This is a genomic window from Ekhidna algicida, from assembly GCF_051379705.1.
Lineage (GTDB): Bacteria > Bacteroidota > Bacteroidia > Cytophagales > Cyclobacteriaceae > Ekhidna.
In genome coordinates, this window is sequence record NZ_CP179868.1 from 941,654 (window position 1) to 968,587 (window position 26,934).

General features: G+C 40.9%; 20 protein-coding genes. 16 read left to right on the top strand and 4 right to left on the bottom strand.

Annotated elements, in window-relative coordinates:
• Positions 1-220: 220 nt before the first annotated feature.
• From ACL8WY_RS04030 to ACL8WY_RS04050, 5 genes are all read left to right on the top strand, one after another.
• Positions 221-409 carry a hypothetical protein gene (locus ACL8WY_RS04030; protein ID WP_436517135.1) on the top strand — a complete coding sequence of 63 codons (189 nt, stop codon included), beginning with the start codon at positions 221-223 and terminating at the stop codon, positions 407-409.
• A gap of 8 nt (positions 410-417) precedes the next feature.
• The gene (locus ACL8WY_RS04035) at positions 418-1,314 is read left to right on the top strand and encodes a hypothetical protein (protein ID WP_436517136.1); all 897 of its coding nucleotides are present in this window, start codon (positions 418-420) and stop codon (positions 1,312-1,314) included.
• A 473-nt stretch (positions 1,315-1,787) separates the two neighbouring features.
• Entirely contained in the window at positions 1,788-2,042 is a 255-nt protein-coding gene (locus ACL8WY_RS04040) for a hypothetical protein (protein WP_436517137.1), read from the top strand.
• A 144-nt stretch (positions 2,043-2,186) separates the two neighbouring features.
• Positions 2,187-4,922, top strand: a complete 2,736-nt coding sequence (gene acnA, locus ACL8WY_RS04045; protein ID WP_436517138.1) for an aconitate hydratase AcnA — start codon at positions 2,187-2,189, stop codon at positions 4,920-4,922.
• Between the two features lie 96 nt (positions 4,923-5,018).
• Entirely contained in the window at positions 5,019-5,825 is an 807-nt protein-coding gene (locus ACL8WY_RS04050) for a phosphopeptide-binding protein (protein ID WP_436517139.1), read from the top strand.
• 71 nt (positions 5,826-5,896) lie between these two features.
• On the opposite strand, the gene ACL8WY_RS04055 is transcribed toward ACL8WY_RS04050, so the two are convergent.
• Entirely contained in the window at positions 5,897-6,979 is a 1,083-nt protein-coding gene (locus ACL8WY_RS04055; protein WP_436517140.1) for a TolB family protein, read from the bottom strand.
• Between the two features lie 43 nt (positions 6,980-7,022).
• Here ACL8WY_RS04055 and ACL8WY_RS04060 point away from each other — a divergent pair, with 43 nt between their 5' ends.
• The 11 genes from ACL8WY_RS04060 (at position 7,023) to ACL8WY_RS04110 (ending at position 23,171) form a co-directional block, all read left to right on the top strand.
• Positions 7,023-8,249, top strand: a complete 1,227-nt coding sequence (locus ACL8WY_RS04060) for a M20/M25/M40 family metallo-hydrolase (RefSeq protein WP_436517141.1) — start codon at positions 7,023-7,025, stop codon at positions 8,247-8,249.
• A 67-nt stretch (positions 8,250-8,316) separates the two neighbouring features.
• Entirely contained in the window at positions 8,317-9,561 is a 1,245-nt protein-coding gene (locus ACL8WY_RS04065) for a TPR end-of-group domain-containing protein (protein ID WP_436517142.1), read from the top strand.
• Positions 9,562-9,594: 33 nt separating this feature from the next.
• Positions 9,595-9,918 carry a YciI family protein gene (locus ACL8WY_RS04070; protein WP_436517143.1) on the top strand — a complete coding sequence of 108 codons (324 nt, stop codon included), beginning with the start codon at positions 9,595-9,597 and terminating at the stop codon, positions 9,916-9,918.
• Positions 9,919-10,068: 150 nt separating this feature from the next.
• Entirely contained in the window at positions 10,069-11,319 is a 1,251-nt protein-coding gene (locus ACL8WY_RS04075; protein WP_436517144.1) for a hypothetical protein, read from the top strand.
• A 54-nt stretch (positions 11,320-11,373) separates the two neighbouring features.
• Positions 11,374-13,806, top strand: a complete 2,433-nt coding sequence (locus ACL8WY_RS04080; protein ID WP_436517145.1) for an ABC transporter permease — start codon at positions 11,374-11,376, stop codon at positions 13,804-13,806.
• A 107-nt stretch (positions 13,807-13,913) separates the two neighbouring features.
• Positions 13,914-16,346: an ABC transporter permease gene (locus tag ACL8WY_RS04085; protein ID WP_436517146.1), complete on the top strand. Its 2,433-nt coding sequence runs from the start codon at positions 13,914-13,916 to the stop codon at positions 16,344-16,346.
• Positions 16,347-16,465: 119 nt separating this feature from the next.
• Positions 16,466-20,698 (top strand): DNA polymerase III subunit alpha, encoded by a 4,233-nt coding sequence (gene dnaE / locus ACL8WY_RS04090; protein WP_436517147.1) that lies wholly within the window; start codon positions 16,466-16,468, stop codon positions 20,696-20,698.
• A 104-nt stretch (positions 20,699-20,802) separates the two neighbouring features.
• Positions 20,803-21,126: a thioredoxin gene (gene trxA, locus ACL8WY_RS04095; RefSeq protein WP_436517148.1), complete on the top strand. Its 324-nt coding sequence runs from the start codon at positions 20,803-20,805 to the stop codon at positions 21,124-21,126.
• A gap of 64 nt (positions 21,127-21,190) precedes the next feature.
• A complete protein-coding gene (locus ACL8WY_RS04100; RefSeq protein ID WP_436517149.1) occupies positions 21,191-21,553 on the top strand; it encodes a VOC family protein in 363 nt (120 codons plus the stop codon).
• Positions 21,554-21,555: 2 nt separating this feature from the next.
• Positions 21,556-22,266, top strand: coding sequence for a sulfotransferase family protein (locus ACL8WY_RS04105; RefSeq protein WP_436517150.1), 711 nt, complete (start codon positions 21,556-21,558; stop codon positions 22,264-22,266).
• A 5-nt stretch (positions 22,267-22,271) separates the two neighbouring features.
• On the top strand, positions 22,272-23,171 hold the full coding sequence (locus ACL8WY_RS04110; protein WP_436517151.1) for an aminotransferase class IV: 900 nt from the start codon (positions 22,272-22,274) through the stop codon (positions 23,169-23,171).
• On the opposite strand, the gene ACL8WY_RS04115 is transcribed toward ACL8WY_RS04110, so the two are convergent.
• The 3 genes from ACL8WY_RS04115 to ACL8WY_RS04125 form a co-directional block, all read right to left on the bottom strand.
• Complete coding sequence (locus tag ACL8WY_RS04115; RefSeq protein ID WP_436517152.1) at positions 23,172-23,930, bottom strand: MBL fold metallo-hydrolase; 759 nt, start codon at positions 23,928-23,930, stop codon at positions 23,172-23,174.
• 104 nt (positions 23,931-24,034) lie between these two features.
• Positions 24,035-24,466 carry a peptidylprolyl isomerase gene (locus tag ACL8WY_RS04120; RefSeq protein WP_436517153.1) on the bottom strand — a complete coding sequence of 144 codons (432 nt, stop codon included), beginning with the start codon at positions 24,464-24,466 and terminating at the stop codon, positions 24,035-24,037.
• A gap of 193 nt (positions 24,467-24,659) precedes the next feature.
• Positions 24,660-26,771, bottom strand: a complete 2,112-nt coding sequence (locus ACL8WY_RS04125; protein ID WP_436517154.1) for a T9SS type A sorting domain-containing protein — start codon at positions 26,769-26,771, stop codon at positions 24,660-24,662.
• Between the last annotated feature and the right edge of the window lie 163 nt (positions 26,772-26,934).

Consider the following 26,934-nt stretch of genomic DNA (forward strand, 5'->3'; position numbering starts at 1 on the left):
TTTATCGGTCAGGATATTTTTGTGGGAGGGATTGGAAAGTCCGACACAAGTAATAATTTTGAAATAAAGCGTCTCTGAGGGGATTGAGAGGTTAGCGTTTTCTAATTGCCACTCATCGTTGCTGGATGTTAACACCACTAGACAGAGAAATATGGATAACTCAGAAAAATTTCTAGCAAACACGATTACTAGGCTAGCTAAAGTCATAAATTTAACTAGCTTGAAGGGATATCTGAGTGAACTTAGATCATACGAGGACTCGAATGAACTTAAGAAACCTGAAGAATTTGAAAAACTAATTGATAGAATTTGCAAAGAATTGCCTGATGAATATTCTGAAAAGATCAAATCAATTAGATTCTATCAAAAGCAAGAAGATTATGAAGGCTTAGATGACTTACCTTTCTAGTCTAACAAATGAGTACTCAATTCATTGAAGGATCGGTCAAGCAAGGAATAGCAATAATTGAAGATTATATTTTCAAACAAGGTGCTGATGAAACTAATCCAGAAGACATTAAAGTATTGAAACTACTTAAATGTCGAGTGAACAATCCTGATTTTGAATACGAATTGGCAGAAATGATATGTGGCGAAGGTGAAAACCCCTTCCCATATCGAAGCTCCTTTTATTTAACATCATTTTTTGAACGATTGAACTTGGATTTCCAACACGACGGGACTACTAGGAGATTTTGGGTTGAGAGTGTATTGAAGCAGTTAAACATCAAACAAGTCGCTTCTATAATTAAAAAAGGTCTCTTTTATAAAAAAGATTTTAAAAAAAATCCGAAAGATAAAAACATTTCCTTCGAGGAGAATTATGCCAGAGCTATTGAGACATTTCAAAACTTTATTGACGAATCCATTAATGCAAATGAAGAAATTGATTTAGCCCATTTGCTAAACATGAATGTAAATACTGACTTGCTTTTCAATCAAGAAAGTAACACCAATGATCAAGAGCTTAATGAGTTAATTAATGAGGCTAAGAGTAGATTTTTAAAGCCAAATGATAAGCAAATTGCTTTAGAAAAAATCTGGGACGCCTTTGAGAGAGTGAAAACATATTACAGTGGTGATAAAAAGAAATCATCAACTCAATTAATATCTAAAATATCTACTGACATTGATAAAGATGAGTTCAACAATGAGTTTATCACACTAACAAAAATTGGTAATAACTATAGAATAAGACATCATGAAACTGATAAGAAGGAACTAACTGATGTTCGTCAGATAGATTATTTGTTTTTCAGAGTATTATCACTTATTGACTTATGCATAATAAAAATTAGAGAAAGTGGTGACTAGCAGCCTCCGCTATCGCAAGTTTGCGACTTGTGCTTTTTAGTATATGACCTCCTCCGCTAGCGCAAGTTTATAACTTGTGCTTCTTCCTATCTACCACAAGCGCCAATACCATTCATGAGATTCCTGAATCCTTCCTTCCGTAAGGCTCAGGAATGACGTTCCAAATCAGAGGTATTCGTCATTCCGGCTACTGTACCGCACCCATTCGTTATTCCGGTTTTCGAAGAATGAGAAATACCGGAATCTCTTATTAGATCCTACTTAGAAATTCCTGAATTCCGCGTTCGCTTCATCAGGAATGACGATTAAAGCAATTCAAGAACCAAGCATATCCTACCTAGCGAGGAAGTTACTTTCCCGTCCTCCACTAGCGCAAGTTTGCAACTTCTGCTTCCCGTCCCCTTTTAGGTCCGTCCGTACAAACCTTTTACCGCAGGATACCAGCAACATCACTGCATGAATCCCTTGCAGTCGTGCATAAAGCACTTACATCGTTGCATGAGCGACTTACAGTCATACATAAAGCACTTACATCGCTGCATGAAGGACTTACAGTCGTGCATGAAGGACTTACATCGTTGCATAAACGACTTGCATCATTGCATGAAGCACTTACATCAATGCATGAAGGACTTGCATCGTTGCATAAAGCACTTACATTAATGCATAAACTCCTCCTCTGCTTACGCGGAAGTTCTTCCGTGTCAACCCAGCCATCCAAACCTTAAAAACCGTCCCTTCAGGAGTTCCATCAGCAATTTCCAAGCGCACACCGTTTTTCAGGTTTTGGAAGTGTGACAAAGGGCCTGAGAAACTAAACAAACCCAATTCCTGTTTATCTTTAGAATCGTAAACCTTAAAACAGAATATACATGCCACAGGATTTTCTAGGAATCGAGAAACAACTACCCAGTCAATTAGGAGAACACAAATACTTCAGCATCTTTGAATTAGCAAAGAAAAAGCCGGTTGTCAAAAAACTCCCCTACTCCATCCGAATCCTTCTGGAAAATGTAATTAGAAACTATGATGGATTCGCAGTTACTGAAGAACATATTGAAACTGTACTAAACTGGAAAGAAACTGCCGGCAAAAAAGACATTCCTTATAGCCCTGCTCGTGTATTGATGCAGGATTTCACAGGAGTTCCAGCCGTTGTAGACATTGCGTCTATACGGGCTGAGGTAGCTCGAAAAGGAAAAGATACCAGCAAAACCAACCCAGTGGTTCCCGCCGATATGGTGATTGATCACTCCGTAGTTGTTGATTTCTTCGGTGCGGCTGATTCTTATCAGAAAAATGTAGACCTGGAATATGAGAGAAACGATGAGAGGTATAAGCTCCTGAAATGGGGACAACAGGCATTTACAAATTTCTCAGTTGTGCCTCCGGGCATGGGTATTTGCCACCAGGTTAACCTGGAATATTTGGCAAAAGGTGTGATCGAAAGAGATGGCTACCTATTTCCTGATACCCTTGTAGGTACAGATTCTCACACACCAATGGTGAATGGAATCGGCGTACTTGGTTGGGGCGTTGGAGGTATTGAGGCCGAAGCAGCCATGCTAGGTCAGCCGATTTACATGATCCTGCCCCAAGTAATCGGGCTGAAAATTACGGGTGAAATGAAAGAAGGTACAACTTCTACCGACTTGGTTTTGACTGTCACCAAACTGCTAAGAGACTATGGAGTAGTTGGCAAAATCGTTGAAGTATTCGGCCCGGGACTTGAAAATCTGGCCGTTACCGATCGAGCTACCATCTCCAATATGTCGCCAGAATTCGGCTGTACGGATACACATTGGCCAATCGATCAGCGCACGCTCGATTACATGAGAAATACCAGTCGTACGGAAGATCACATTGACATGGTAGAGGCCTATGCTAAAACAAACATGCTGTGGAGAGACGACAATGCAGAAATCGAATACACAGATGTAGTGGAGTTGGATTTAGGAACCGTAGAACCTACAATCTCAGGCCCAAAACGACCTCAGGATAAAATTCTACTCAGAGAAGCAAAAGAAAAAATAATCGGCCTGCTTAAAGATCAGGGCAGAGAATACATTGCCATCGATGATCGAACCTCTGACTGGGCCAACGAAGGCGGAATGCCTGCACCAACGGTGAAAAACAAAAATGGTGTTCGTTCGGTGGATGTTATAATCGATGGTAAGAACCATTGTCTTTCAGATGCCTCTGTGGTAGTAGCTGCGATCACCTCATGTACCAACACCTCAAACCCGAGCGTAATGATTGGTGCGGGATTGGTTGCGAAAAAAGCTTCAGAGTTGGGGCTAAAAGTTAAGCCTTGGGTGAAGACATCATTAGCTCCAGGATCGAGAGTGGTAACCGAATACCTCGAAAAATCTAAACTACTTCCATTCTTAGAGGACCTTAAGTTCTATACCGTAGGGTATGGATGTACCACGTGTATCGGCAACTCAGGTGACATGATTCCTTCGGTGCAAAAGGCCGTGATCGAGAATGATATGGTGGTGAGTTCGGTGCTTTCGGGTAACCGAAACTTTGAGGCGCGAATCCACCCAAATATTAAAATGAACTTCTTAGCCTCACCTATGCTGGTAGTGGCTTATGCAATTGCTGGTCATACCGACTTTGATATGAACAATGAGCCACTCGGTAAAGACAAAGATGGCAACCATGTTTACCTGAAAGACATCTGGCCATCTTCGCAGGAAATAGATGAAGTGATGACCAGTGTACTCAGTCCTGAAGACTATAAGAAAAACTACGAGACAATTTTTGCAGGTGATGATACCTGGAAAAACCTCGCTGCCCCGAAAGGCCAGACGTATGATTGGGACAGTAATTCTACCTACATTCAGGAGGCACCATTCTTCCAGAATATTTCTGAGGATGTGCCTAACCCTGATGATATCAAAGGAGCAAATGTCCTTCTTCAACTTGGCGATATGGTGACGACAGATCACATTTCACCAGCAGGTAAATTTCTACCCGAACACCCTGCGGGACAGTACCTGGTAAACAATGGAGTTGAGAAGAAAGACTTCAACTCGTATGGCTCCCGACGCGGTAATCATGAGGTAATGATGCGTGGCACATTTGCGAATGTGCGTATTAAAAACAAACTCGCTTCGAGAGAAGGTGGATGGACTAAATACATTCCTACCGGAGAAGAAATGACCGTTTTTGATGCATCAATGAAATACCAGGAGGAAGGGACTCCACTGGTGGTTATCGGTGGAAAAGAGTACGGATCAGGATCTTCGAGAGACTGGGCTGCCAAAGGAACTCAGTTATTGGGTGTCAAAGCAGTAATTACAGAAAGCTACGAACGAATTCACCGATCAAACCTGGTGGGTATGGGTGTGATGCCTCTTCAGTTTCAGGAAGGTGAAACGCAGGAAACGCTAGGGCTGACTGGGGAAGAAACCTATGACATCTCCGGGATCTCGGATAATCTGACTCCAGGGAAGTTGGTAGATGTTACTGCCACCAAGAAAGATGGATCGAAAGTAGCATTTAAAGCTTTGGTAAGACTTGATTCCGGAGTAGATGTAGAATACTACAAGCACGGAGGCATTCTGAACTATGTCCTGAGAAATTTCCTGAAGGATAATTAGGCAAAAACAACAAATCGAAAAAACCCGGATCAAAAGTCTGGGTTTTTTGTTTATTAAGCAGATTGTAACTTTAATTAAAACTGAAACAACCTAAATATGAAAACTAAACAGCTAGGATTATTATCGATTATCATGATAGCCTTTATCGGATTCTCATGTACAAGTACTTCAAAATCAGAAGAGTCTGGCGAGGAAGCGGCGGAGAGTGCAGACACTGGATTCGAACCCATTACGCTTACCAAAGCTCCGTCTTCACCAGATTTTCCAGATGCACAATTATCTAATGTGGGCATTATTACCACACCTACAGATACCGGGAATCATGTGAGCTACTCATTTGATGTAGCGAACTATGAACTTGGAGTGCAAACCGAAGATGCTGCCACCAGAGGAATAGCCAATTCAGGCAAAGGACAGCACATCCATTATATCGTCAATAATGGGCCATATGCTGCGCATTACATGGATGGAATCAATGATGTACTTGATGACGGCAATTATGTAGTGCTTGCCTTTTTATCCAGATCTTATCATGAAAGTGTAAAAAGCGACGGAGCATACTACATAGAAAATTTAGCGGTGGGCCCTGTTGATCCGGAAGAAGCTGACCTCTCTGCACCACATTTATTTTATAGCCGACCAAAAGGAACATATAAAGGAGCAGACACGGAAAAAGTAATGCTGGATTTCTACTTATTAAACACAGATTTATCTGCAGATGGCAACAAAGTAATTGCCACAATAAATGGCAAAGAATTTACCATTGATGAGTGGGCTCCCTATTACATTGAAGGATTGATGAGTGGAGAGACAACTATTGAGCTAGAATTAGTAGATGCCGATGGCAACACGATTCCCGGTCCATTCAACCAGGTAGAAAGAACAATAACAATAGAAGAATAAGTACATCAGATTAAAACAAAAAAATCCCAGCCTTACAGCTGGGATTTTTTTTATGCCTTAGCATTCAATAGTTAATCCACCCACTCGGCCACAAAAAGATTCGTATCCCGATTTCCACCATTGTTTCGATTAGATGCCCAAACCAAATACTTTCCATCTGGGCTAAACATTGGAAATGAGTCGAAAGTATCATCAAACGTTACCTGTTCCAGTTCGCTACCATCCAGATTCACCATGAACAGATTAAATGGAAATCCCCTCTCTGAAGCGTGATTGGAAGAAAAAAGGATTTTATCACCATCGGGTGTGAAGAATGGCGCCCAATTCGCATTACCCAAGCTTGTGATTTTACGCGCCTCAGATCCGTCTGCATTGGCGATATACAATTCCATTTCCGTCGGCTGAACAAGTCCTTGCTTCAGTAGATCAGTATACTCTGTTATTTCTTCATCTGTTTTAGGTCGAGAAGCTCTCCAAACAATCTTGCTTCCATCTGGAGAAAAGAAGGCTCCACCATCATAGCCAAGCTCATCGGTGAGCTGTACCACATCCGATCCATCAAGATTCATGGTATAAAGTTCCAAATCTCCCGATCTTGTGGAGGTAAAGATGATTCGATCTCCATTTGGTGATACAGTGGCCTCTGCGTCATATCCTGCATCACTTGTCAATTGACTTACGATCTCCCCATTCAGGTTCGCAACGAAAATATCATATCCTTCATAGATCGGCCAAACGTATTTACCTGTGCTCCGACTCGGTACCGGAGGACAAAGACTATCGGCCAGATGCGTAGATCCATAAACAATTAATGAATCGCCTGGCAAGAAGTAAGAACAAGTGGTTCTTCCAAGTCCTGTACTTACCATGTCAGGCCGTTCTCCTTTCGTCACATCTGCAATGTCCATCGTGAAAATTTGGTCGCACTCAACACCCCATTCCGAAAAGTCTGATTGAAACACCAGGCTGTTTCCATCGAAACTCCAATATGCCTCAGCATTATTTCCTCCCCACGTCAGTTGACGCACATTTTTTAAATGCACCTCATTATCATATCTAAGTGAATCTGCAGAAGTGGCTTCTTTTTCAGCTTGATTAGGTTGTGAGCATGAAAATGCAATAAGTAAGGCGGATAAAATCGTAAAGTTCTTCATCGGTTGGTATCTTTAGCCTGCGAAAGTAACTCACAAATCAAAAATGAAAAAGTATCTAGCCATCCTCCTACCTATACTGATGTTTACAAACTGTGAACAATCAGAAAAATATGATCCAATCGAACAAATTGGAAAAGACATAGAAGTATTGGCCAGCGATTCATTAGCCGGTAGAGAAGTAGGTACACCAGGAGAAAAAATGGCTGCAGATTACATTGTTGCCGAGCTTAAAAAAAGTAGTGCACTTCCAAAAGGAACCGATGGTTACTATCAATCCTTTTTCGTGAATGACCCAGACAATCCGCATGCTCAACCTTCAGAGGAGAATGGTTCAGATGGAATCACAGGATATAATGTTATTGGCATGATCGACAACCCCGGAGAAGAAATGGTTGTTGTTGGGGCACACTATGATCATTTGGGAATGGGTGACTTTTCTTCTCTGCATAGAGGTGAGAAAGCTGTACATAATGGAGCTGACGATAATGCAAGTGGAGTTGCCGCGATGCTTCATTTGGCACGTGTGCTTTCTAAAAAAGAACTCAACAGAGACATTGTTTTTATCGGAATGTCAGGGGAAGAAAAAGGTCTTTGGGGTTCCAATTATTTCACAAAGAATCCGACTGTCGATTTATCAAAAGTCAATTTCATGATCAACATGGATATGGTAGGCAGATTGGATCGTGATAAGGGACTTGCGGTGAATGGTACGGGCACCTCACCTATTTGGAATTGGCTTTTGGATGAAGTGAACGCCGATAGCTTGAAGCTAATCAAAAGTGAATCAGGAGTTGGCCCATCGGATCATACATCATTTTATCTGCAAGACATACCTGTTCTTCATTTTTTCACGGGACAGCACGAAGACTATCACAAACCTGGAGATGATGTAGAAAAGATCAATAATGATGGGATTTTGGCAGTCGCTTCTTTCATTGAGCGAATGATCATCTTGATGGACGATGATGCAAAGATTGCATTTACCAAAACGAAAGATCAGTCTGACAATCCTCGGTTTACAGTAACTCTTGGAGTAGTGCCGGACTATATGTTTGATGGAACGGGGATGCGTATAGATGGAGTGAGTGAAGATAAACCCGCCATAAAAGCCGGCATAGCAAAAGGAGACATTGTTGTTCAGCTTGGCGATAGCACAGTTACTGATATGATGAGTTACATGCGCGCCCTTTCTACATTCGAAAAAGGAGACGAGACAGTTGTGATCGTTGATCGCAATGGAGAAAGGTTGGATTTCAAAATTGAATTCTAATCATTTTTACAAGCGCTAATGGTATAGTCTAGTTGGTCTGTTGTGGGAATGTAATCCAAATAGAACCATGCGAAAATTATTTTACACCATACTCACCATTTCTACACTCACCAGTTCAGCTCAAGGTCTAAGGGAATTATACCAGGAAGGCGTGCAAGCATATGAACAGCAAGATTACACGCTCTTTAATAAGAGAATGTATTCAATAGATTCTATGCGCCCGAACTATCCCGCGGTTGTCTACAACCTGGCTAGCAGCTACGCACTTTTAGGAAATCCTGACAAGTCATTAGAAGTGCTCAATAAATACATCTTAATGGATGCCACTCAGAACTTTAGTGAGGATAAAGATTTTGTTTCTCTGGAAGAACTACCTGCTTTCAAAGCAATTCAGGTCAAGCAAAACTATTTGACCGAAAGGCTTGATTTTAAAAAGACAATCGAATTCCAGTTACTAGCGAGCCATCCTGAGTCAATCACCTACTCTGAAAAGCAAAAAGCTTTTTTTATAGGTGGAGTACGAGATGGGAATATTTGGAAAATAGAAGAAGGACAAGAACCGGCTCTTTGGGCTGAATCCACAAAGAACTCCTGGTCAGTTATGGGCTTAGAAATATCTAAAGATCAAAAGGTACTTTGGGCCTGCACCTCCTCCATGAATGTATATGAAAATTTTGATCAAAATGAGGAGGGATTTGCCAGTGTCTTGAAATACAACCTTAAAAATGGTGAACTGCTAGAAACATTTGCTCTCCCCCGCGGGCACAATTTCGGTGACTTAATAGTCGATAATGAGGAGAATGTTTATATCTCAGACGGAACCAGCAATCAGCTTTATTGGATCAGTAAGAAAAAAGGAGAGCTTGAAGTTTTTGTGGATCTTTCAGAAAGGGTGTTTAACCTCCAGGGCCTAACATTGAATGAAACACAAAGTGCGCTTTTCGTGAGCGACTACATTGATGGAGTTTACAAGGTGAATTTAGCAACAAGGGAATTTGAGAAGTTGAAAATTGAGTCAAACGATGTTCTCATAAAAGGAATTGATGGCCTTTACTACGACAATGGATCATTAATCGGTCTACACAATGGAACGAATCCCAATCGGATTGTGAGGTATCAATTATCAAGTGATGAAGATAAAATCATCGCGAAAAAGACGTTGGGTCAGGCCGGAACACTTGGAGAACCAACTCAAGGTGTCTGGATCAAAGATAAATTCTACTTTATCATGAATAGTCCCTGGGGAGCATATGATAAAGACGGTAACTTTAGTCCTGACGGAGATAAAATTATTATTGGAATTATTGAATAGTCCATTAATGTTATTTCTGATCGTTATCCAGATATGAAAGAATATCTTATCCTCATAGCTGCACAAAATGAACGCGCATTGTCTCAAGCTGAAGAACAACATTGTATTCAGGAGTATGGAAAATGGGCTGAAACACTTTCAGAAAAGCATATTACTGCTAGAAGACTATCTCTTGAACCTGGAGATTTAATTCCACGCAAAAAAAGCGTTACAACTGATGGGCCATTTGTTGAAGCCAAAGAGCTTATCGCAGGATTTGTGCTGATATCTGCCAATTCCAAAGAGGAAGCCAGAGAAATTGCTTCCACCTGCCCGCTCAATGAGTACTTTCACCTATTTGTGAAAGAAACCAACTAAGCTTTTTCTTTCCTGCCGCAACCAACATCCTTTTTTGACCGTTGTACTATGCATTAACAAGTACTATATATTACAAACGTTAACCTTTGGTGCAACCTTTTGTCTTTAGTTAGCATCAAACCACAAAGGAAACCTAAACTCAAAATACCTATGACACGATTAGTAAACTATTTAAAACTTACCGGAACGGTTTTAGCATCTTTCCTCTTCATTGCTGCTGAGGCTCAAGACGAAGGATTTATATATGGACGCGTCACAACAGAAGACGGTGATACATATGAAGGCCCACTAAGGTGGGGAAAAGAGGAAGTATACTGGACAGACATGTTCAACGCCTCAAAAAAAGAGAACAAAAATCTGGACTATCTATCCAATCGAGAACTTGACAACCTAGAAGACCGATACTATGATAGAAATGATAATCTCATCTCAAGATTTGTAAATATCAGCTGGGACGATGATAATGACGGAAGATTCGTTCACGAATTTTCAACTGAATTTGGCAATCTAAAAGCGTTAAGAATAAGATCGAATGATCGAGTAGAAGTAGAATTAAAAAATGGAGATTTCCTGCAAGTCGACGGCAGTGGCTACAATGACGTTGGGGCAAAGATCACCATTCTTGATCAGGAATTAGGAAATGTGAGACTTTCCTGGAGCAACCTGGATCGCATTGATTTTCTTCCTACCCCATCTAAACTTAATGAGAAATTCGGTGATCCATTGTACGGAACTGTTATATGTGACCTAGGTGAGTTCACCGGATTCATTCAGTGGGATCATGACGAGCGTGTTGGCACTGACGTGCTGGATGGCGAAGAGGACGGTGACGATTACGAGATCGCCTTTGACAAGATTGAGTCAATCGAGCGTGATGGATATAGCAGCAGCCTTGTGCGACTAAAATCAGGTCGTACCCTGGATTTGAGAGGGACTAATGATGTGGATGACGACAATAAGGGCATTATTGTGACCGTGAAAGGGCTAGGACGAGTAGATATCGACTGGGATGAATTTGATAAAGTTACCTTCAAAAGTGCGCCAAACAGCGGGCCTTCTTACAGCTCATTTGCCTCTCCTAAGAAGATATCCGGTACCGTAGTAGTTGACAATGGTGATACTTATACGGGTGAAATCATCTATGACCTGGATGAGGAATACACTTTCGAATTATTGAATGGAGAAGATGATGATGTTAAGTTCATTATACCATTTAGCAACATCAAAGAAATTACACCAAGAGGTTCATATGCAGCTAATATTACTTTAAAAGATGGCTCTAAGATCACTCTCGAAGATGGACAAGACGTGAGTGACAAGAATCTTGGAGTTCTCATAAAAACAAAAGGAGATCGTGTATACGTTCCATGGGATCGTATAGACACGATCACTCTAAAATAGTACCGGACTAAGTACTATGGACTAGACTAACTCAAAGGACAAAAACTCAAAATCATGCTAAAGAACTATTTCAATGTTGCCTTGCGCAACTTATTCAAACACAAGTTCTACTCATTGATCAATATTCTGGGGCTGTCAATTGGATTGACATGCTTCCTGATGATCTCACTTTATGTGGTAGACGAATTAAGCTACGACACATTTCATTCTGATTCAGATCGAATCTACCGCATGGATTTCAGCGGTGTACTCAATGGATCAGAATTCGTTACCGCTTTGGCAAGTGCGCCTGCGGGACCTACCATGCCGAAGGAATTTCCAGAGGTGGAAGCATCCACACGACTCAGAGGTTCAGGTAACTGGACCATTCGAAAAAAAGAAGAGACCAATGCATACAATGAAGATGACGTAGTTTTCGTGGATGCTAATTTCTTCACATTCTGGGATTTTAATTTGGTCAAAGGCGATGCAAAAACATGCCTTGAAAGACCAAATACTCTGGTAATCAGTCAATCTGCTGCTCAAAAAATCTTTGGTGAGGATGATCCGCTTGGAGAAATCGTAGTGATGGATAATGATGAAGACTGGGAAATAACCGGCATCTATCAAGACATGCCTTCAAACTCTCACTTCAAATATGATATCATGCTCAGTATGGAGAGCAGAGAAGAGGCGAAGCAGACATTTTGGATGAGTTTCAACTTCAACACGTATCTGAAGCTACAAGAAGGATCAGACCCAAAAGCATTGGAAGCTAAATTTCCTGACCTAATTCAGAAATACATTGGCCCGGAAATTCAACAATTCATGGGTGCGTCGATGGAAGAATTTTACGAAGCTGGCAACAGTGCAGGTTTCTACTTATTTCCTCTTGCACATATCCATCTACAGTCAGATAAACTAGGTGAATTGGAAGCAAACGGTGACTATAAATATGTAATGATTTTTACAGCCATCGCACTATTTATTCTAATCCTGGCATGCATAAACTTCATGAACTTATCGACTGCAAGATCTGCGGGAAGAGCAAAAGAAGTAGGCGTTAGAAAGGTGATGGGTGCACACAAAAGCCAGTTGAGAAAGCAGTTTCTTACTGAAGCATTTCTGATCACATTCATTTCAATTCTGATCGCATATGCATTGTCATTCTTGCTATTGGGTCAATTCAACACATTGGCAGACAAGGTGATGAACTTTAATAATCTGCTCTCATTCAACTTCATCTTGATTATGATTGGGGTGTTGATAACCGTTGGATTCCTGGCCGGAAGTTATCCGGCGTTCTTCCTGTCAAAATTTCGTCCGGTAGAAGTTCTCAAAGGAAAACTAAACTTGGGTCTCAAAGGTGGTAGTTTGAGAAGTACATTGGTGGTTCTTCAATTTTGCGTAAGCATTATCATGATCATCGGAACGGCGATTGTATATCAACAGCTTTCCTACATTCAAAATAAGAAACTTGGGTTTTCTAAGGATCACGTACTTCTCGTTCACAATCCATGGATGATGGGTGACAAGTCAGAATCCTACAAAAATGAAGCATTGCAATATTCGAATGTGAAATCTGCTACCCTTTCCGGATTCTTACCAGTTCCAAGTAATAACAACAATAACTTATGGTTTCCTGGATCCAATCCTACAAAAGATGAAAGTTATGTTTTCAGTGAGTTTCGAGTTGATCATGATTACCTGAGTACGCTTGATATAGAAATTAAAGAAGGTCGTGATTTTTCAAGAGATTTTCCAAGTGATAGCTCCGCAATATTGTTAAATGAAGCTGCAGTGGCGCGACTGGATTGGGACGATGCTATAGGTAAAAAATTATCTACTTATGGCGGCTCACAAGAAAATCCAACTGTTGAAACCTACACCGTGATTGGTGTTGTGAAAAACTTCCACTTTCAGAGTTTGAGAAACAGTATTGAACCTTTACTCTTCGAATTAGGAAGAAGTCGGGGATTTCTTAGCTTGAAAATAGATACAGAAAATATCCCTGCTACGATCGATTTCCTGGAGAATAAATGGGTTGAATTTGCACCAGGACAACCATTCGAGTACAGCTTCCTAGATCAACGCTTTAACGACATGTATGAGAGTGAGCAAAAGCTTGGCAACATATTCGGTGTCTTTGCCTTCCTTGCAATATTCATTGCTTGTCTCGGATTGTATGGTCTCGCTGCATTTACGGCTGAGCAACGCAGAAAGGAAATCGGGGTAAGAAAAGTATTGGGCGCTTCTATCATGAGCATCATCACACTGCTTTCCAAAGAATTTTTAAAGTTGGTAGGCATTGCCTTTTTAATTGCTGCTCCTATCTCCTACTACTTCATGAATGAGTGGCTTCAGGATTTTGAAAACAGGACAAATATCAACTTCATGATTTTCATATTGGCTGGTGTAATAGCTCTGGTGATTGCATGGTTCACCATGAGCTTCCAGTCATGGAATGCGGCAAGGGTCAACCCAGCCAAGTCATTAAAGGACGAATGATTTCACCTACTCTACTATGATGGCTCACTCTCACTGAGAGTGGGCCTTTGTAGAAGCAACGTTTGTACTGTGATATGCATCAATACCTTTAACTAACTTCTACTACAATGCTAAAAAACTACTTCAATATTGCGTTGAGAAACATTCTCAAGCATAAGTTCTATTCACTTTTAAATGTGATAGGACTATCAATTGGATTGGCATGTTTCATGCTCATTTCGCTCTTCGTAAAAGATGAGCTCAGTTACGACTCACACTTTGAAGGAGCTGATCGAATCTATCGCGTAGATTTTGCTGCAACACTCAATGGCTCAGATCATATCTCTGCAGCTGTAGGAGCTCCCACCGCACTGGCCTTGAAAACGGATTATCCGGAAGTTGAAGACGCTTTGCGTTTCCGAAATAGTGGTAACTGGTTTGTGAAAAGGAAAGGGCAAACAGAGACTTTCAAAGAAGAGCATGTAGCCATGGCTGATTCTAACTTCTTTAAGTTCTTCTCACTTGACCTTATCTACGGAGACATAGAGACAGCTCTCAATAGACCCAACACATTGGTTATGGATCTGACAACATCCAAAAAGATATTTGGAGATATAAATCCTGTTGGTGAAGTATTGGTACTAGATAATCAGGACGACTATGAGGTAGCGGGAGTCTACGCCGACATCCCAGACAATACACACTTTCATCACAACATGATGCTGTCCATGAGCACATTTGATTGGGCCAATAACCAAAACTGGTTAAGCACAAATTTCAATACATACGTGAAACTAAAGGAAGGCATAGCTGGAGAAGCGCTCGAAGCAAAGTTTCCGGATATGATACAAACCTATTGTGCTCCATTGATAGAGCAATTCTTAAACATGAATATGGAAGAGTTCAAAAACAGTGGAAACGCTGTGGGATTCTCTCTTTTCCCAATGACAGAAATTCACCTCGCCTCAGACAAAGACAGTGATCTTGAAGCAAATGGTGACATTAAATATGTCTTTATCTTTTCAGCTGTGGGCTTATTCATTCTAGTATTAGCCTGTATCAATTTCATGAACCTGGCCACTGCTCGATCTGCCAATCGCGCCAAGGAAGTTGGAGTCAGAAAAGCTATGGGCGCACGAAAGAAACAATTGATTAATCAGTTTGTATCAGAAGCACTCTTAATCTCGGTTTTAGCATTTATCATTTCTTATGTGATCTCATTCATTGCAGTACCCTCTTTCAATACACTTGCGGGTAAGGAGCTAAGTTTTATTACACTTTTAGATGGCTCTTTCGTATTATTTATGCTGGGAGTAATGATTCTTGTTGGACTGCTGGCCGGTAGTTATCCTGCATTTTACATGTCGATGTTTAAGCCGGTGGAAGTGCTGAAAGGAACAGTAAGACAAGGCATAAAAAGTGGACCCATCCGAAGTGCATTAGTGATTTTCCAATTCGCTATTTCCATTATCATGATCATTGGAACCGCTATAGTATTTGATCAGCTGTCATTTATCCAAAACAAAAAGTTGGGATACGAAAAAGATCAAATTTTGATGGTAAATGATGCATGGATTCTCCGCGACCAAGTAGATGCGTACAAGGAAGAAGCATCAAGAAATGCCAACGTGATGAGCAGTACGATTGCAAGTTTCACCCCAATGGGCAACACAAACAACTCTGACCTCTATTTCAAAAATGCAAGTGCTGCCTCGGATGAAAGTCTGGTTATAAGTATTGCCGTAGTGGATCATGATTTCGTTAACACAATGGAAATTGAAGTGAATGAAGGTAGATACTTCTCTGAGGAATTTGCGAGTGATTCTATGGCCGTATTAATTAATGAAACAGCTGCTAGAAACTTCGGATATGAGTCTCCAATCGGATCCAGTATTTACAAGTATGGCGGATCCAATGAAAATCCTGTAGTTGAAGGATATAAAATCATTGGTGTAGTTAGTGACTTCCACTTCAAATCGCTCAGAAACAACATTGAACCGTTAGTAATGCATCTGGGACAGAATTCTGGTTTTGCATTATTCAAAATCCAAATGGAAAATGCTGACGCAACCATCGATCATTTGGAAGCCACTTGGGACAAGTTTGTTCCTGGACAGCCATTCGAATATCAATTCATGAATCAGCAATTCAATGCCATGTATGAAGCTGAAAACAAGGTCGGAGAAATTTTTACAGTTTTTGCCGTCTTAACCATTTTTATAGCTTGTCTTGGATTATTTGGTTTAGCCGCGTTCACGGCGGAGCAAAAGACCAAAGAGATTGGAATTCGAAAGACACTTGGAGCTTCGATTCCAAGTATCGTCAATTTGCTTTCTAAAAACTTTCTGAAACTCATATTCATCGCGCTGGTTATTGCGATACCCATTGCATCATTTGCTATGAACTATTGGCTTGAGGAGTTCGCCTATCGAACAAACCTGAAACCTTCTACCTACATCATATCAGGAGTTATCGCTATTTCCATTGCATGGATCACGATCAGTTTTCAATCATGGAAAGCGGCACGAGTAAATCCTGCCAAATCATTGAAAGATGAATAAAAATGATCAGCAGATTCATTACATATTAACAAGTTATCCACAGCCCCGATTCTTCGGGGCTTTTTTTATCGAACATCACTTGGCTTTGTGTTATTTTGAAGAGAATATAAGCCACTCCTATGTACCTGATTTTTGATACGGAAACCACCGGACTTCCTCACAATAAAACTGCTCCTGTCGAGCAAGTGGATAACTGGCCCAGATTAGTCCAGATAGCGTGGCAGCTTCATGATCATTCAGGAAAATTACTCTCAACTGGCAATCACATCATTAAACCGGAAGGATTCACAATTCCTTTCAACGCAGAGAAAATTCATGGCATCTCCACTAAGCGCGCTTTAGAAGTTGGAGAAGATTTAGCAGAAGTTTTGGACATATTTTCTGCGGACGTCAAGCGTGCCGAGGTTCTTGTTGGTCACAATATAGAATTTGATAATAAGATCATTGGAGCAGAATACATTCGTACCGAAAAAGAAAACCTGCTTGCCGAAGCGAAGAATATTGACACGGCGCTGGATACTAAAGAGTTTTGCCAGCTTCAGGGTGGCATTGGTGGACGACTAAAGTCTCCAAAACTGATCGAGCTTTATGAAAAACTTTTTGGTGAACCATTTGCCGACGCACATGATGCGGCTTATGATGTAGACGCAACAGCCAAAGCCTTTTTTGAATGCTTGAAACGCTCCATCATACCCACTATTGATAACACCAAACCTGAAGATATTACTTATGAAGCTCCTGACTTGGATGACGCCAATTTCGCTACTAAGAGGGAAGCATCAACAGGCAAAATAGGCACTGAAGAAGTAAAGGCAGAAGATATCAAAGGGGTCTTTTGCCACCTTCACGGACATTCGCAATTCTCTGTACTACAAGCCACACCGGATGTAGGAGCAATTGTCGCCAAAGCTAAGTCTATGGACATGCCTGCTGTTGCGATGACAGATCTCGGCAATATGTTCGGTGCGTTTAAGTTTGTCAAAGCAGCAAAAGGAGCCGGCATCAAACCCATTATAGGATGTGAGTTTTATGTAGCGGAAGAAAGACAGAAACTTCAGTTCACCAAGGACAATCCTGATAAGCGCTTCAAGCAACTCCTGCTAGCTAAGTCGAAAAAGGGATATGAAAACTTGATCAAGCTTAGTTCAATCGCCTACAAAGAAGGGAATTATGGACTCTTTCCGCGAATAGATAAAGCCCTCATTGAACAATATAAAGAAGATTTGATTGCCTTAAGCGGCAGCTTAGGAGGCGAAATACCACATTTAGTATTAAACGTTGGTGAAACGCAAGCAGAAGAGGCACTGATATATTGGAAGAATCTATTTGGTGAAGATTTCTACCTTGAAATCAATCGTCACGGACTAGAAGAGGAGAATCGACTGAATGAAATCCTTGTTGATTTTGCTCGAAAACATGACATCAAACTCGTTGCCGCAAATGAGTACTTCTATTTGGGGCAAGAAGAAGCCAAAGCCCATGATGTACTAATTTGTATCAAAGAGAACGAAAAGCAAAGCACACCGATAGGTAGAGGTCGTGGATTCAGACCAGGCCTACCAAACGATAACTATTACTTCAAATCGCAGCAAGAAATGAAGGAATCGTTTGGCGACATCCCTGATGCAATTGAAAATATTTCAAAGCTTATAGATAAAGTGGAAGAGTACACGCTGGAAAGAGATGTGTTGCTACCGGCTTTTGATATCCCTGAGGAATTCATTGATTCTGAAGATGAAAAAGATGGTGGGAAGCGTGGAGAGAATGAATACTTAAAACACCTCACCTATCAAGGTGCAGAAAAGCGTTATGATGAAATTACCGACGAAATTCGTGAACGAATCGATTTTGAGCTCGAAACCATAGCGAATACAGGCTATCCTGGCTACTTCCTTATTGTACAGGACTTCACAGCCAAGGCTCGTGAAATGGGTGTAGCAGTTGGACCGGGAAGGGGATCAGCCGCTGGATCTGTAGTCGCCTACTGCATTGGGATTACTAATGTCGACCCGATAGCTTATGATCTCCTGTTTGAGCGTTTCCTAAACCCAGATCGTGTATCACTGCCCGATATTGATATCGATTTCGACAATGAAGGACGTGAAAAAGTAATCAACTATGTGATAGATAAGTATGGAAAGGATCAGGTAGCCCAAATCATTACCTACGGTACAATGGCTCCAAAATCTGCAATTCGTGACGCAGGAAGGGTGATGGAACTGCCGCTTCCAGAAACAGACGCTATTGCAAAATTGGTTCCTGAACAACCTGGAGCTAAGTTTTCAAAAATCTTCGATGAGGTAAAAGAATTAGAAGATCTTAAGAAAGGAAAAGACCTTCCTTCACAAGTCTTGAATCAAGCGATTGTTTTAGAGGGTTCATTAAGAAATATTGGAGTTCATGCATGTGGTGTAATTATTACGCCAGACGACATGAGCAACTTTGTTCCTCTTGCCAAGCAAAAAGATTCCGAAATGATGGTCACCCAGTTCGACAACAGTGTGGTCGAGTCAGCTGGCATGCTCAAAATGGACTTTTTAGGACTTAGGACACTATCCATCATAAAAACTGCCATAGAGAACGTTGAAAAAAGGCATGGAATCAAAATCGACATTGATGAGATTCCGCTAGATGATCAAAAGACCTATGAATTGTATCAACGTGGTGAAACCAATGGTACTTTTCAGTTTGAATCTCCTGGTATGCAAAAGCACCTTCGTGCACTTAAGCCCGATAAGTTTGAGGATTTAATTGCAATGAACGCACTCTATCGTCCAGGACCGATGGAGTACATTCCAAACTTCATTGCCAGAAAACATGGCAAAGAGAAAATCAGCTACGACATACCTGAGATGGAAGAATATCTGTCTGAAACGTATGGAATCACAGTTTATCAAGAGCAAGTAATGCTTCTCTCCCAATCGCTTGCAGGCTTCACAAAAGGTGAGGCTGATGTATTGCGAAAAGCAATGGGTAAAAAGAAGCGAGATGTTTTGGATGAGATGAAGCCAAAATTCATAGAGCAAGCCAAAGCCAAAGGTCATCCGGAAGATAAGCTCGAAAAAGTATGGACAGACTGGGAAGCATTTGCTGCTTACGCCTTTAACAAGTCTCACAGTACATGCTATTCAGTGGTAGCCTACCATACCGGATACCTTAAAGCCAACTACCCTGCTGAGTACATGGCTTCCGTACTTACTCACAATCAGAGCAGCATTGATAAGGTGAGCTTCTTTATGGAAGAATGTAAAAACAGAAGTATTCCCGTACTCGGCCCACATGTGAATGAATCTGCAAAAGATTTCGCCGTTAATACAGATGGCGAAATTCGCTTTGGGATGGGTGCGATTAAAGGAACTGGTGAATCTGCTGTACAGGCCATCATTGAAGAAAGAGACGAAAAGGGACCATTCTCAGACATCTTTGATTTTGCTAAAAGAGTAAACCTTCGAACCGTCAATAAAAAATCATTTGAAAGCTTAGCCAAAGCCGGCGGGTTTGATTGCTTTGAAGAGTTTCACAGGCGTCAATATGTTGAGCCTGATGACGAGGGATCATCACTTATTGAAAAGTCTATCCGCTACGCCAATCGTATGCAGGAAGAAGAGGCCAGCAATCAATCCTCATTGTTTGGTGGTGCTTCCGGAACAGACATTACCAAGCCAAAGGTGGGGCGGATCGAGCCATACGGTGATATTGAAAAACTCAATATCGAAAAGGAAATGGTGGGCCTATACATCTCAGGGCATCCATTGAATCAATTCAAATTTGAAATGGATCATTTGACCAATGCGGGTATTCACCAGCTATCAGAACCTGAGAAGCTACAAGGAAGAGAAATACGTATAGGCGGAATTGTGAGTGATGTACAACATCGAACCTCTAAAAAGGGAAATCCATTTGGTCAGTTTACGCTGGAAGATTTCAATGACAATTACACGTTCTACCTCTTTTCTCAGGACTACCTAAAGTTTAAACCCATGTTGGAGAAAGGATGGTTTTTGTATCTCACAGGAAACATTCAAAACAGGTGGAACAGTGAGGAACTGGAATTTAAAATCCAAAACATCGAACATTTAAGTGAGATTCGAGAAAAAATGACCAGGGGACTTGAGCTAAAAATGCGCTTAGAAGATGTAAATGCAATTATTGTTGATGAAGTCGAACGTATTGCAGAAAAATTTCCGGGTAAGTCTTTGCTGAAAATGTCGCTGGTAGGAGTTTATGAAAATCGAGCGATAAACCTCGAAATGCTTAGCAGAAAGTTCACTATTGACCCCACGGACGAGTTAATCAAGGAATTGCAAGGAATAGAAGAGCTTCATTTTAGAGTATTGCTCCAAAAAAACTAATTGTCAAGGGAACAACAAACAGCTGTTTTATCAAAAGAGAATAAACTATTCAAATTACTTTTGTGTTCGAATCACAAGCAATCAAAAATTTCAATAATAATACAATGGCAAAAGCAGTAGAAATTACGGATAGCAACTTTGAAGAAATCATCAATTCAGATCAACCTGTTCTTGTTGATTTTTGGGCAGAGTGGTGCGGTCCATGTAAAATGATCGGACCTGTAGTAGAAGAACTAGCAGGAGATTTTGAAGGTAAAGCAGTTATCGGAAAAGTAGATGTGGATGCAAATCCTGAAGTATCGGCCAAGTTCGGTATCCGATCAATCCCAACTTTGTTGGTTTTCAAAAATGGAGAAATAGTAGACAAGCAGATTGGAGCAGTTCCAAAAACAGTCCTAAGCGACAAACTTACTGCTCAGATGGCCTAAGCATAAAAGCATTCAAATTAAGCCTTGGCTATTTAGTCAGGGCTTTTTTTATGATCTTTAGTTCATGAAACTCTTTTCGCACTCATCAATCATTCTGCCTGTCAATGATGTTAAAGCCACTGCAGAATACTACAGAGATAAACTTGGGTTTAATATTTCCTTTCTCTGGCAAGATCCGCCATCCTATGCGGTTGTTAATCGTGACGATGCGGTAGGTTTGCATTTTACCTCCAGCGATCACCCGATTGAGGTAGATGATCAAGCTCGACTATACATATTTGTCCATAATGCTGACGAGGTGTATAAAGAGTATCAAAACGCTGGTGTAAAAATTATCGAACCCATCAACGACACCGATTACCACATGAGAGAATTTGTGATAGCGGATATAAACGGATATAAACTGGTTCTAGGAAAAGGTCTTTAACGATGATTATCAATTTAATTTCAGGCCCGCGCAACATCTCCACCGCACTGATGTACTCATTCTCACAGCACTCCAAAATAAAAGTTGTTGATGAGCCATTTTATGCACACTACCTTGTACATACAGGAATTGATCATCCGGGAAGAGACGAAACAATCTCAAGCATGTCAGCAAATTCAAATGATATAATCTCCCAGATCAAGTCATTGGAAAAAGAATATGAAATTGTCTTCTTGAAAAATATGGCACATCACCATGAAGGGCTTGACTGGAGCTACCTCAAGGAGATACATAATGTTTTTTTGATTCGGGACCCAAAGCAGTTGATTGCTTCCTTTGCTCAAGTTATCGAGCAGCCTACACTTCAGGACATTGGACTCAAACATGAAGCAGACCTGCTTGACTATGTTGTGGAATTTGGCGCTTATCCAGCGATTGTCATTGATTCAAACGATATTCTTAAAAATCCGGAAACAGAACTATCAAGATTGTGTAAAAAGCTTGGAATTCCCTTTGAGAATCAAATGCTATCATGGGAAAAAGGAGCCATTCCTGATGATGGTTCCTGGGCAAAATTCTGGTACAAAAACGTCCACAACTCGACAGGGTTCACCAAACAGAAAACCAGTGAAAGGACACTTCCAGAAAGTTGCAAGACACTTTATTCAAATGCTATACCACATTACGAAAAATTAAAAAATTATAAATCCTAATAACCATGCTGCAGAAGTACAATCCAAAAAACAAAAACATTCAAGTATGGGTCGGGGACGGACTCTTCCATAGAAATGAGGCAAAGGTCTCCGTTTTCGACAGCACCGTTCAAGGCGGCGATGCAGTATGGGAAGGCTCACGCGTATACAAAGAAGGAGTACTTCACCTGGATAGACACATTGATCGATTGTTTGCCTCTGCGAAAGCGCTGGCTTTTGAGCATATCCCAACCAGAAGTTTTGTGAAAAATGCCATCAAACAAACACTCGAGGCTAATGATATGACAGAAGATACTTTGATGCGCATTACGCTGAGTCGTGGTGAAAAAATAACCTCAGGAATGGATCCCAGGCTTAATCAGAAAGGTAGCTGTCTAATCGTGCTTGCTGAATGGAAACCACTCGTTTACGACAATGATTCTGGCATTCGTGTCATTACATCTACCCAACGAAGGAATGGACCTCAATTTCTTGACAGTAAAATCCATCATAATAATTTATTGAACAACATACTTGCCAAAATCCAGGCAAATTTTGCAGGTGTGGATGCTGGAATCATGCTTGACGAAAGAGGTTTTGTTGCAGAACTCAACGACACAAATCTATTCATGGTAAAGGATGGTGTTCTATACACTCCCTTTGCAAATGCTTGTTTGCATGGAATTACGCGAGGTTTCGTTTTAGAGCTTGCACAAAGCAACGATATTCCTGTTGAAGAAAGGAATTTAAGCCTTGTTGAATTCTATAATGCTGACGAGGTGTTTGCGACAGGCACTATGGGCGAACTTACGCCTGTAAAGGAGATAGACGGTCGCATCATCGAAAACAAGTCCGGTTCCGAATTAAGAAATCAACTGAATACCTTAATGAACAATAGCCTGACCGACCGGTGTGAAAAGCTCTAATTACTCAGGGTACCAATTTCGCAATCTAACCTCGGTATTGGCACGTGAATCCTCAACTTGCTGTTTGAATGATTCCACATCGCTAAGTCCTCCCTGTCCTCTATAATGATATGGATAAACGATGGCAGGTTTGAAGTCAATAACGGCACTTGCTGCCTGATCTACATCCATGGTATATGGAAGATTCATGCATACGAATGCCACGTCAATATTTTGAAGGTTTCGCATTTCAGGAATGTCTGCCGTATCACCAGAAAGATAAATCCTCTTCCCTCCGATCGTTAAAACGTATCCATTACCTCGACCTTTTGTGTGTCTTGATTCTGGAGATTCTGGTAAATTGTACATCGGAATTGCCAAGATTTCTATCTCTTCAAAAACCACTGTCTGTCCATTCCCGATGACAGCAGCTCGATCTTTCATTTCCTTCGGCAACTTATCCATGACAGCCTGAGGCACGAAAAATTGTGCTCGTGAAGTATTCAACGATTCCAAAGTTTTCATATTTAAATGGTCTCCGTGGATATCCGTAATCAATATGATTGTAGGATCTTTTTCTCCGGAAAAACGCTCCGCTCCGCCATATGGATCTACATAGATGACCTCATCTTTCCAGGATAGCACTAAGGTTCCATGTACAATTGGTTGGATGGTTATATCTCCACTATCAGTTTGAATACGGTCAGCATCCATACTTGTCTGTGCAAAGGAGGGTGCAGTGATCAATAAAAAAATAAAAACGATAGCAAGGTTTTTCATGGCTGAATATTTAAAGTAAAACTAAGGTCCCTTCAAAGTTGTTCAAAATCAAACAAAAAAGGCTCACAGATCTGCGAGCCCTATTTCACTTCAAAAGGTTTATGTTAATTCACAACTACCTTCTCCATAACGTCATCCTCTTTTATTTGATCAATAATATCTAGTCCTTCTATCACTTTTCCAAACACCGTGTGGTTGCGATCCAGATGCGAAGTGTTTTCTCTACTGTGGCAAATAAAGAACTGAGAACCTCCTGTATTTCGTCCGGCATGAGCCATAGATAGGACTCCACGATCGTGATATTGATTATCTCCATCTAGTTCACAATCTATTTGATATCCAGGTCCGCCCGTTCCATCTCCTTTGGGGCAGCCGCCTTGAATTACAAAATTTGGAATTACTCTGTGAAAGGTCAATCCGTTATAATAGCCATCATTGGCCAGATCGATAAAGTTTTTTACCGTATTTGGGGCATCTTCCTCGAAGAACTCAATTTTCATTACCCCTTTTTTGGTGTGTATTTCTGCTGTTTTCATAAGGTTGCAAAACTAGCTGCTTAATGGAACAAAAAGAAGACAGCTCCCCAATTGGAACTACCTCACCCTATTTTTAGAAAAGAAAGGCAGCCCATCTCTGAGCTGCCTTAAGCCACCTTAGTAGATAGCCACCTTAGTTTACTTAAATCTCTTTTGTAATCTTAACTGAAAAGCTTTTACTAGAGTAAGCTGCTTATTTCAGTACGATTCTTCTCACGATTGTGTCTCTATCATCAGTAGTGATGGAGAGCATATATGTGCCATTGTCAAACGATGAGACATCCAGAAACTCGTCGGATAGTTCACCATCATAAAATATCTTTCCAGACAAATCACTGAGTCTGACTTGAGCTATTTTAATCTGTGGATCGAAGTAGAGGTAATCTGAAACCGGATTGGGATATACTGTACCAAGTCCCTCTGGCTGGGTTAAGAAGAGTGGCTTTTCCGGCTCTTCCCCAGCTATGATTTCAAATGATCTTCTTACCATTTCTGCCTCCAGATACAAGTCATTCCCATCCTGCGTAGCTGTGACCTGAACCATTCCATTTCCGGTAAATTCCATAGCTCCATCTACTACCTCTCCAGGACCTACTACAGAATAGGCGACCTCAAGTCCCGAATCTGATGTGGCATCAAGGTTTACAAATCCGGCATCTTCCGAGATATTAGCTATCTCTGCAAAAGTGATGGTCTGCTCCTTTTTGTATACTTCAAACTCCTTGATTACATCAGGAGCTGCAAAGTAGTTGTCATTGCCTCCTTGCGAGGCTCTTACCTGTACAGTACCCACTCCTGTGAAAACAACAGTAGTTACATCTAGCTCAGCAGGGCCTATCACAATGTAGGTAACTTCCAGGTTGGAAGAAGAAGACACATTGGGATTTACAAATCCATCTCCTATCCAGGTATCAGAAACTTCAATGGTGATTTCCTGATTGGCCTTTGCCACTTCCAAGATCTGAATCACAGGGTCAGCCGCATTGAAAATATCACTGCCATTCTGGCTCGCCGTAATTGATGCTGTTCCCATCCCTTCTATGCGAAGCTCATTACCATTGACTACCGTGGCTACTGCTTCATTATCGCTAAACAAAGTGACCTCCAAGCCAGATGATGCCGATGGAGTGGGAGCATAAATATCTCCAATATCTTCAAAGTCCTTTTGCTCAACTTCGAAAGTTATTTCCTGATCGAATAGAAGGAAATTGAAGCCGGTCACATTTCCATTGTCTTCTGAGGCGAACGCATTGAATGTGGCTCCTCCTGTAGCTTCAATATCTTGAAGTATTACGTAGTTCAAGTTCACTTCACCGGAACTCTTGATTAGTGTGGCTGCTGTACCAGCATTGTCAGATTTGATACTAATCGGCTCATTCGCAGTTCCATTCGCAATCAAACTTTCAAACTCTACTCCATCAATCGCATCATCAATGAGTAGCTCTACACCCGGCTCAATAATCAGGTTATCAAAAATGGGTGCCCTATTTTCTATCAAATGATTCTCGTAAATTTTATAGTTCGTTACTAAGGGTTCAGTATGTATGTCTTTTCTTATTCGAGTAACGCCATCCGGATAGATGATCGAAACTGACGCATTTGACATACTAAGGTTTCCTTCATTAAAAAGACCATTAACTACTTTAAAATTTTTCGTATAAAAATTCGAATTATCAAAGTTAAGTTCTCCAGTTGTCGAACCTCCAATTCTAAACTCTTCTGTACAGTGAATTGCATTTCCATTGGATAAAAAGTCATTGAAAGTAGTTTGGAAAGAAAAGCTTTGAGTGCTGATTGAATCAGCTAACGAAATGCCCCCATCTCCTAATGAAAAAGTGAGTACACAACCCGTTAGAGGCGTGCCATTAGATGTTAAGAGTTGAGTCCCATCTGAAGGTTCGAAAAATAGGTACGTTTCTTCTATACTCATAGATTCTGTCAGCGTCAAAGATCCAGTGATCGTTAATCCATTGGCTAAAATATCGTTTGATGATATCGATGGTGAAAATAGGACCCCGGTGAAGTCCAGATCGTGGCACTCAAAATAATTATCGATTAGGACCGACTGACCTTCCATAGTGAAGGAATTGCTATCGAAGTATAGATTATCCTCAACAGTAGGAAGACTGGAATGAAAAGTACTTCCACCTGAGCTGGTGGCCCAGTGATTGGCATAGTCGGACCAGTTTCCCGTTCCGCCCACCCAGTAGTAGTCTTGCTGGGCGAACGAAGGGAAATAAATGGCTATGGTGAACAGAGCCAATGCGCAAGACTTGCGCAGAATACTTTGTGATTGCGATTTCATTGTCTTGATTTTAGTGATTAAATAACTTAGGAGCTACAAAGCTCTTTCACCTATTCTTCAATCCCTTAAAATCTATGTATACAGTAGGTGTACAAAATCAGATCACCTGTTACAGACCGCTCAATTCGAATTCTGTTAAATAATCTTAATTGTGATAAGCGGC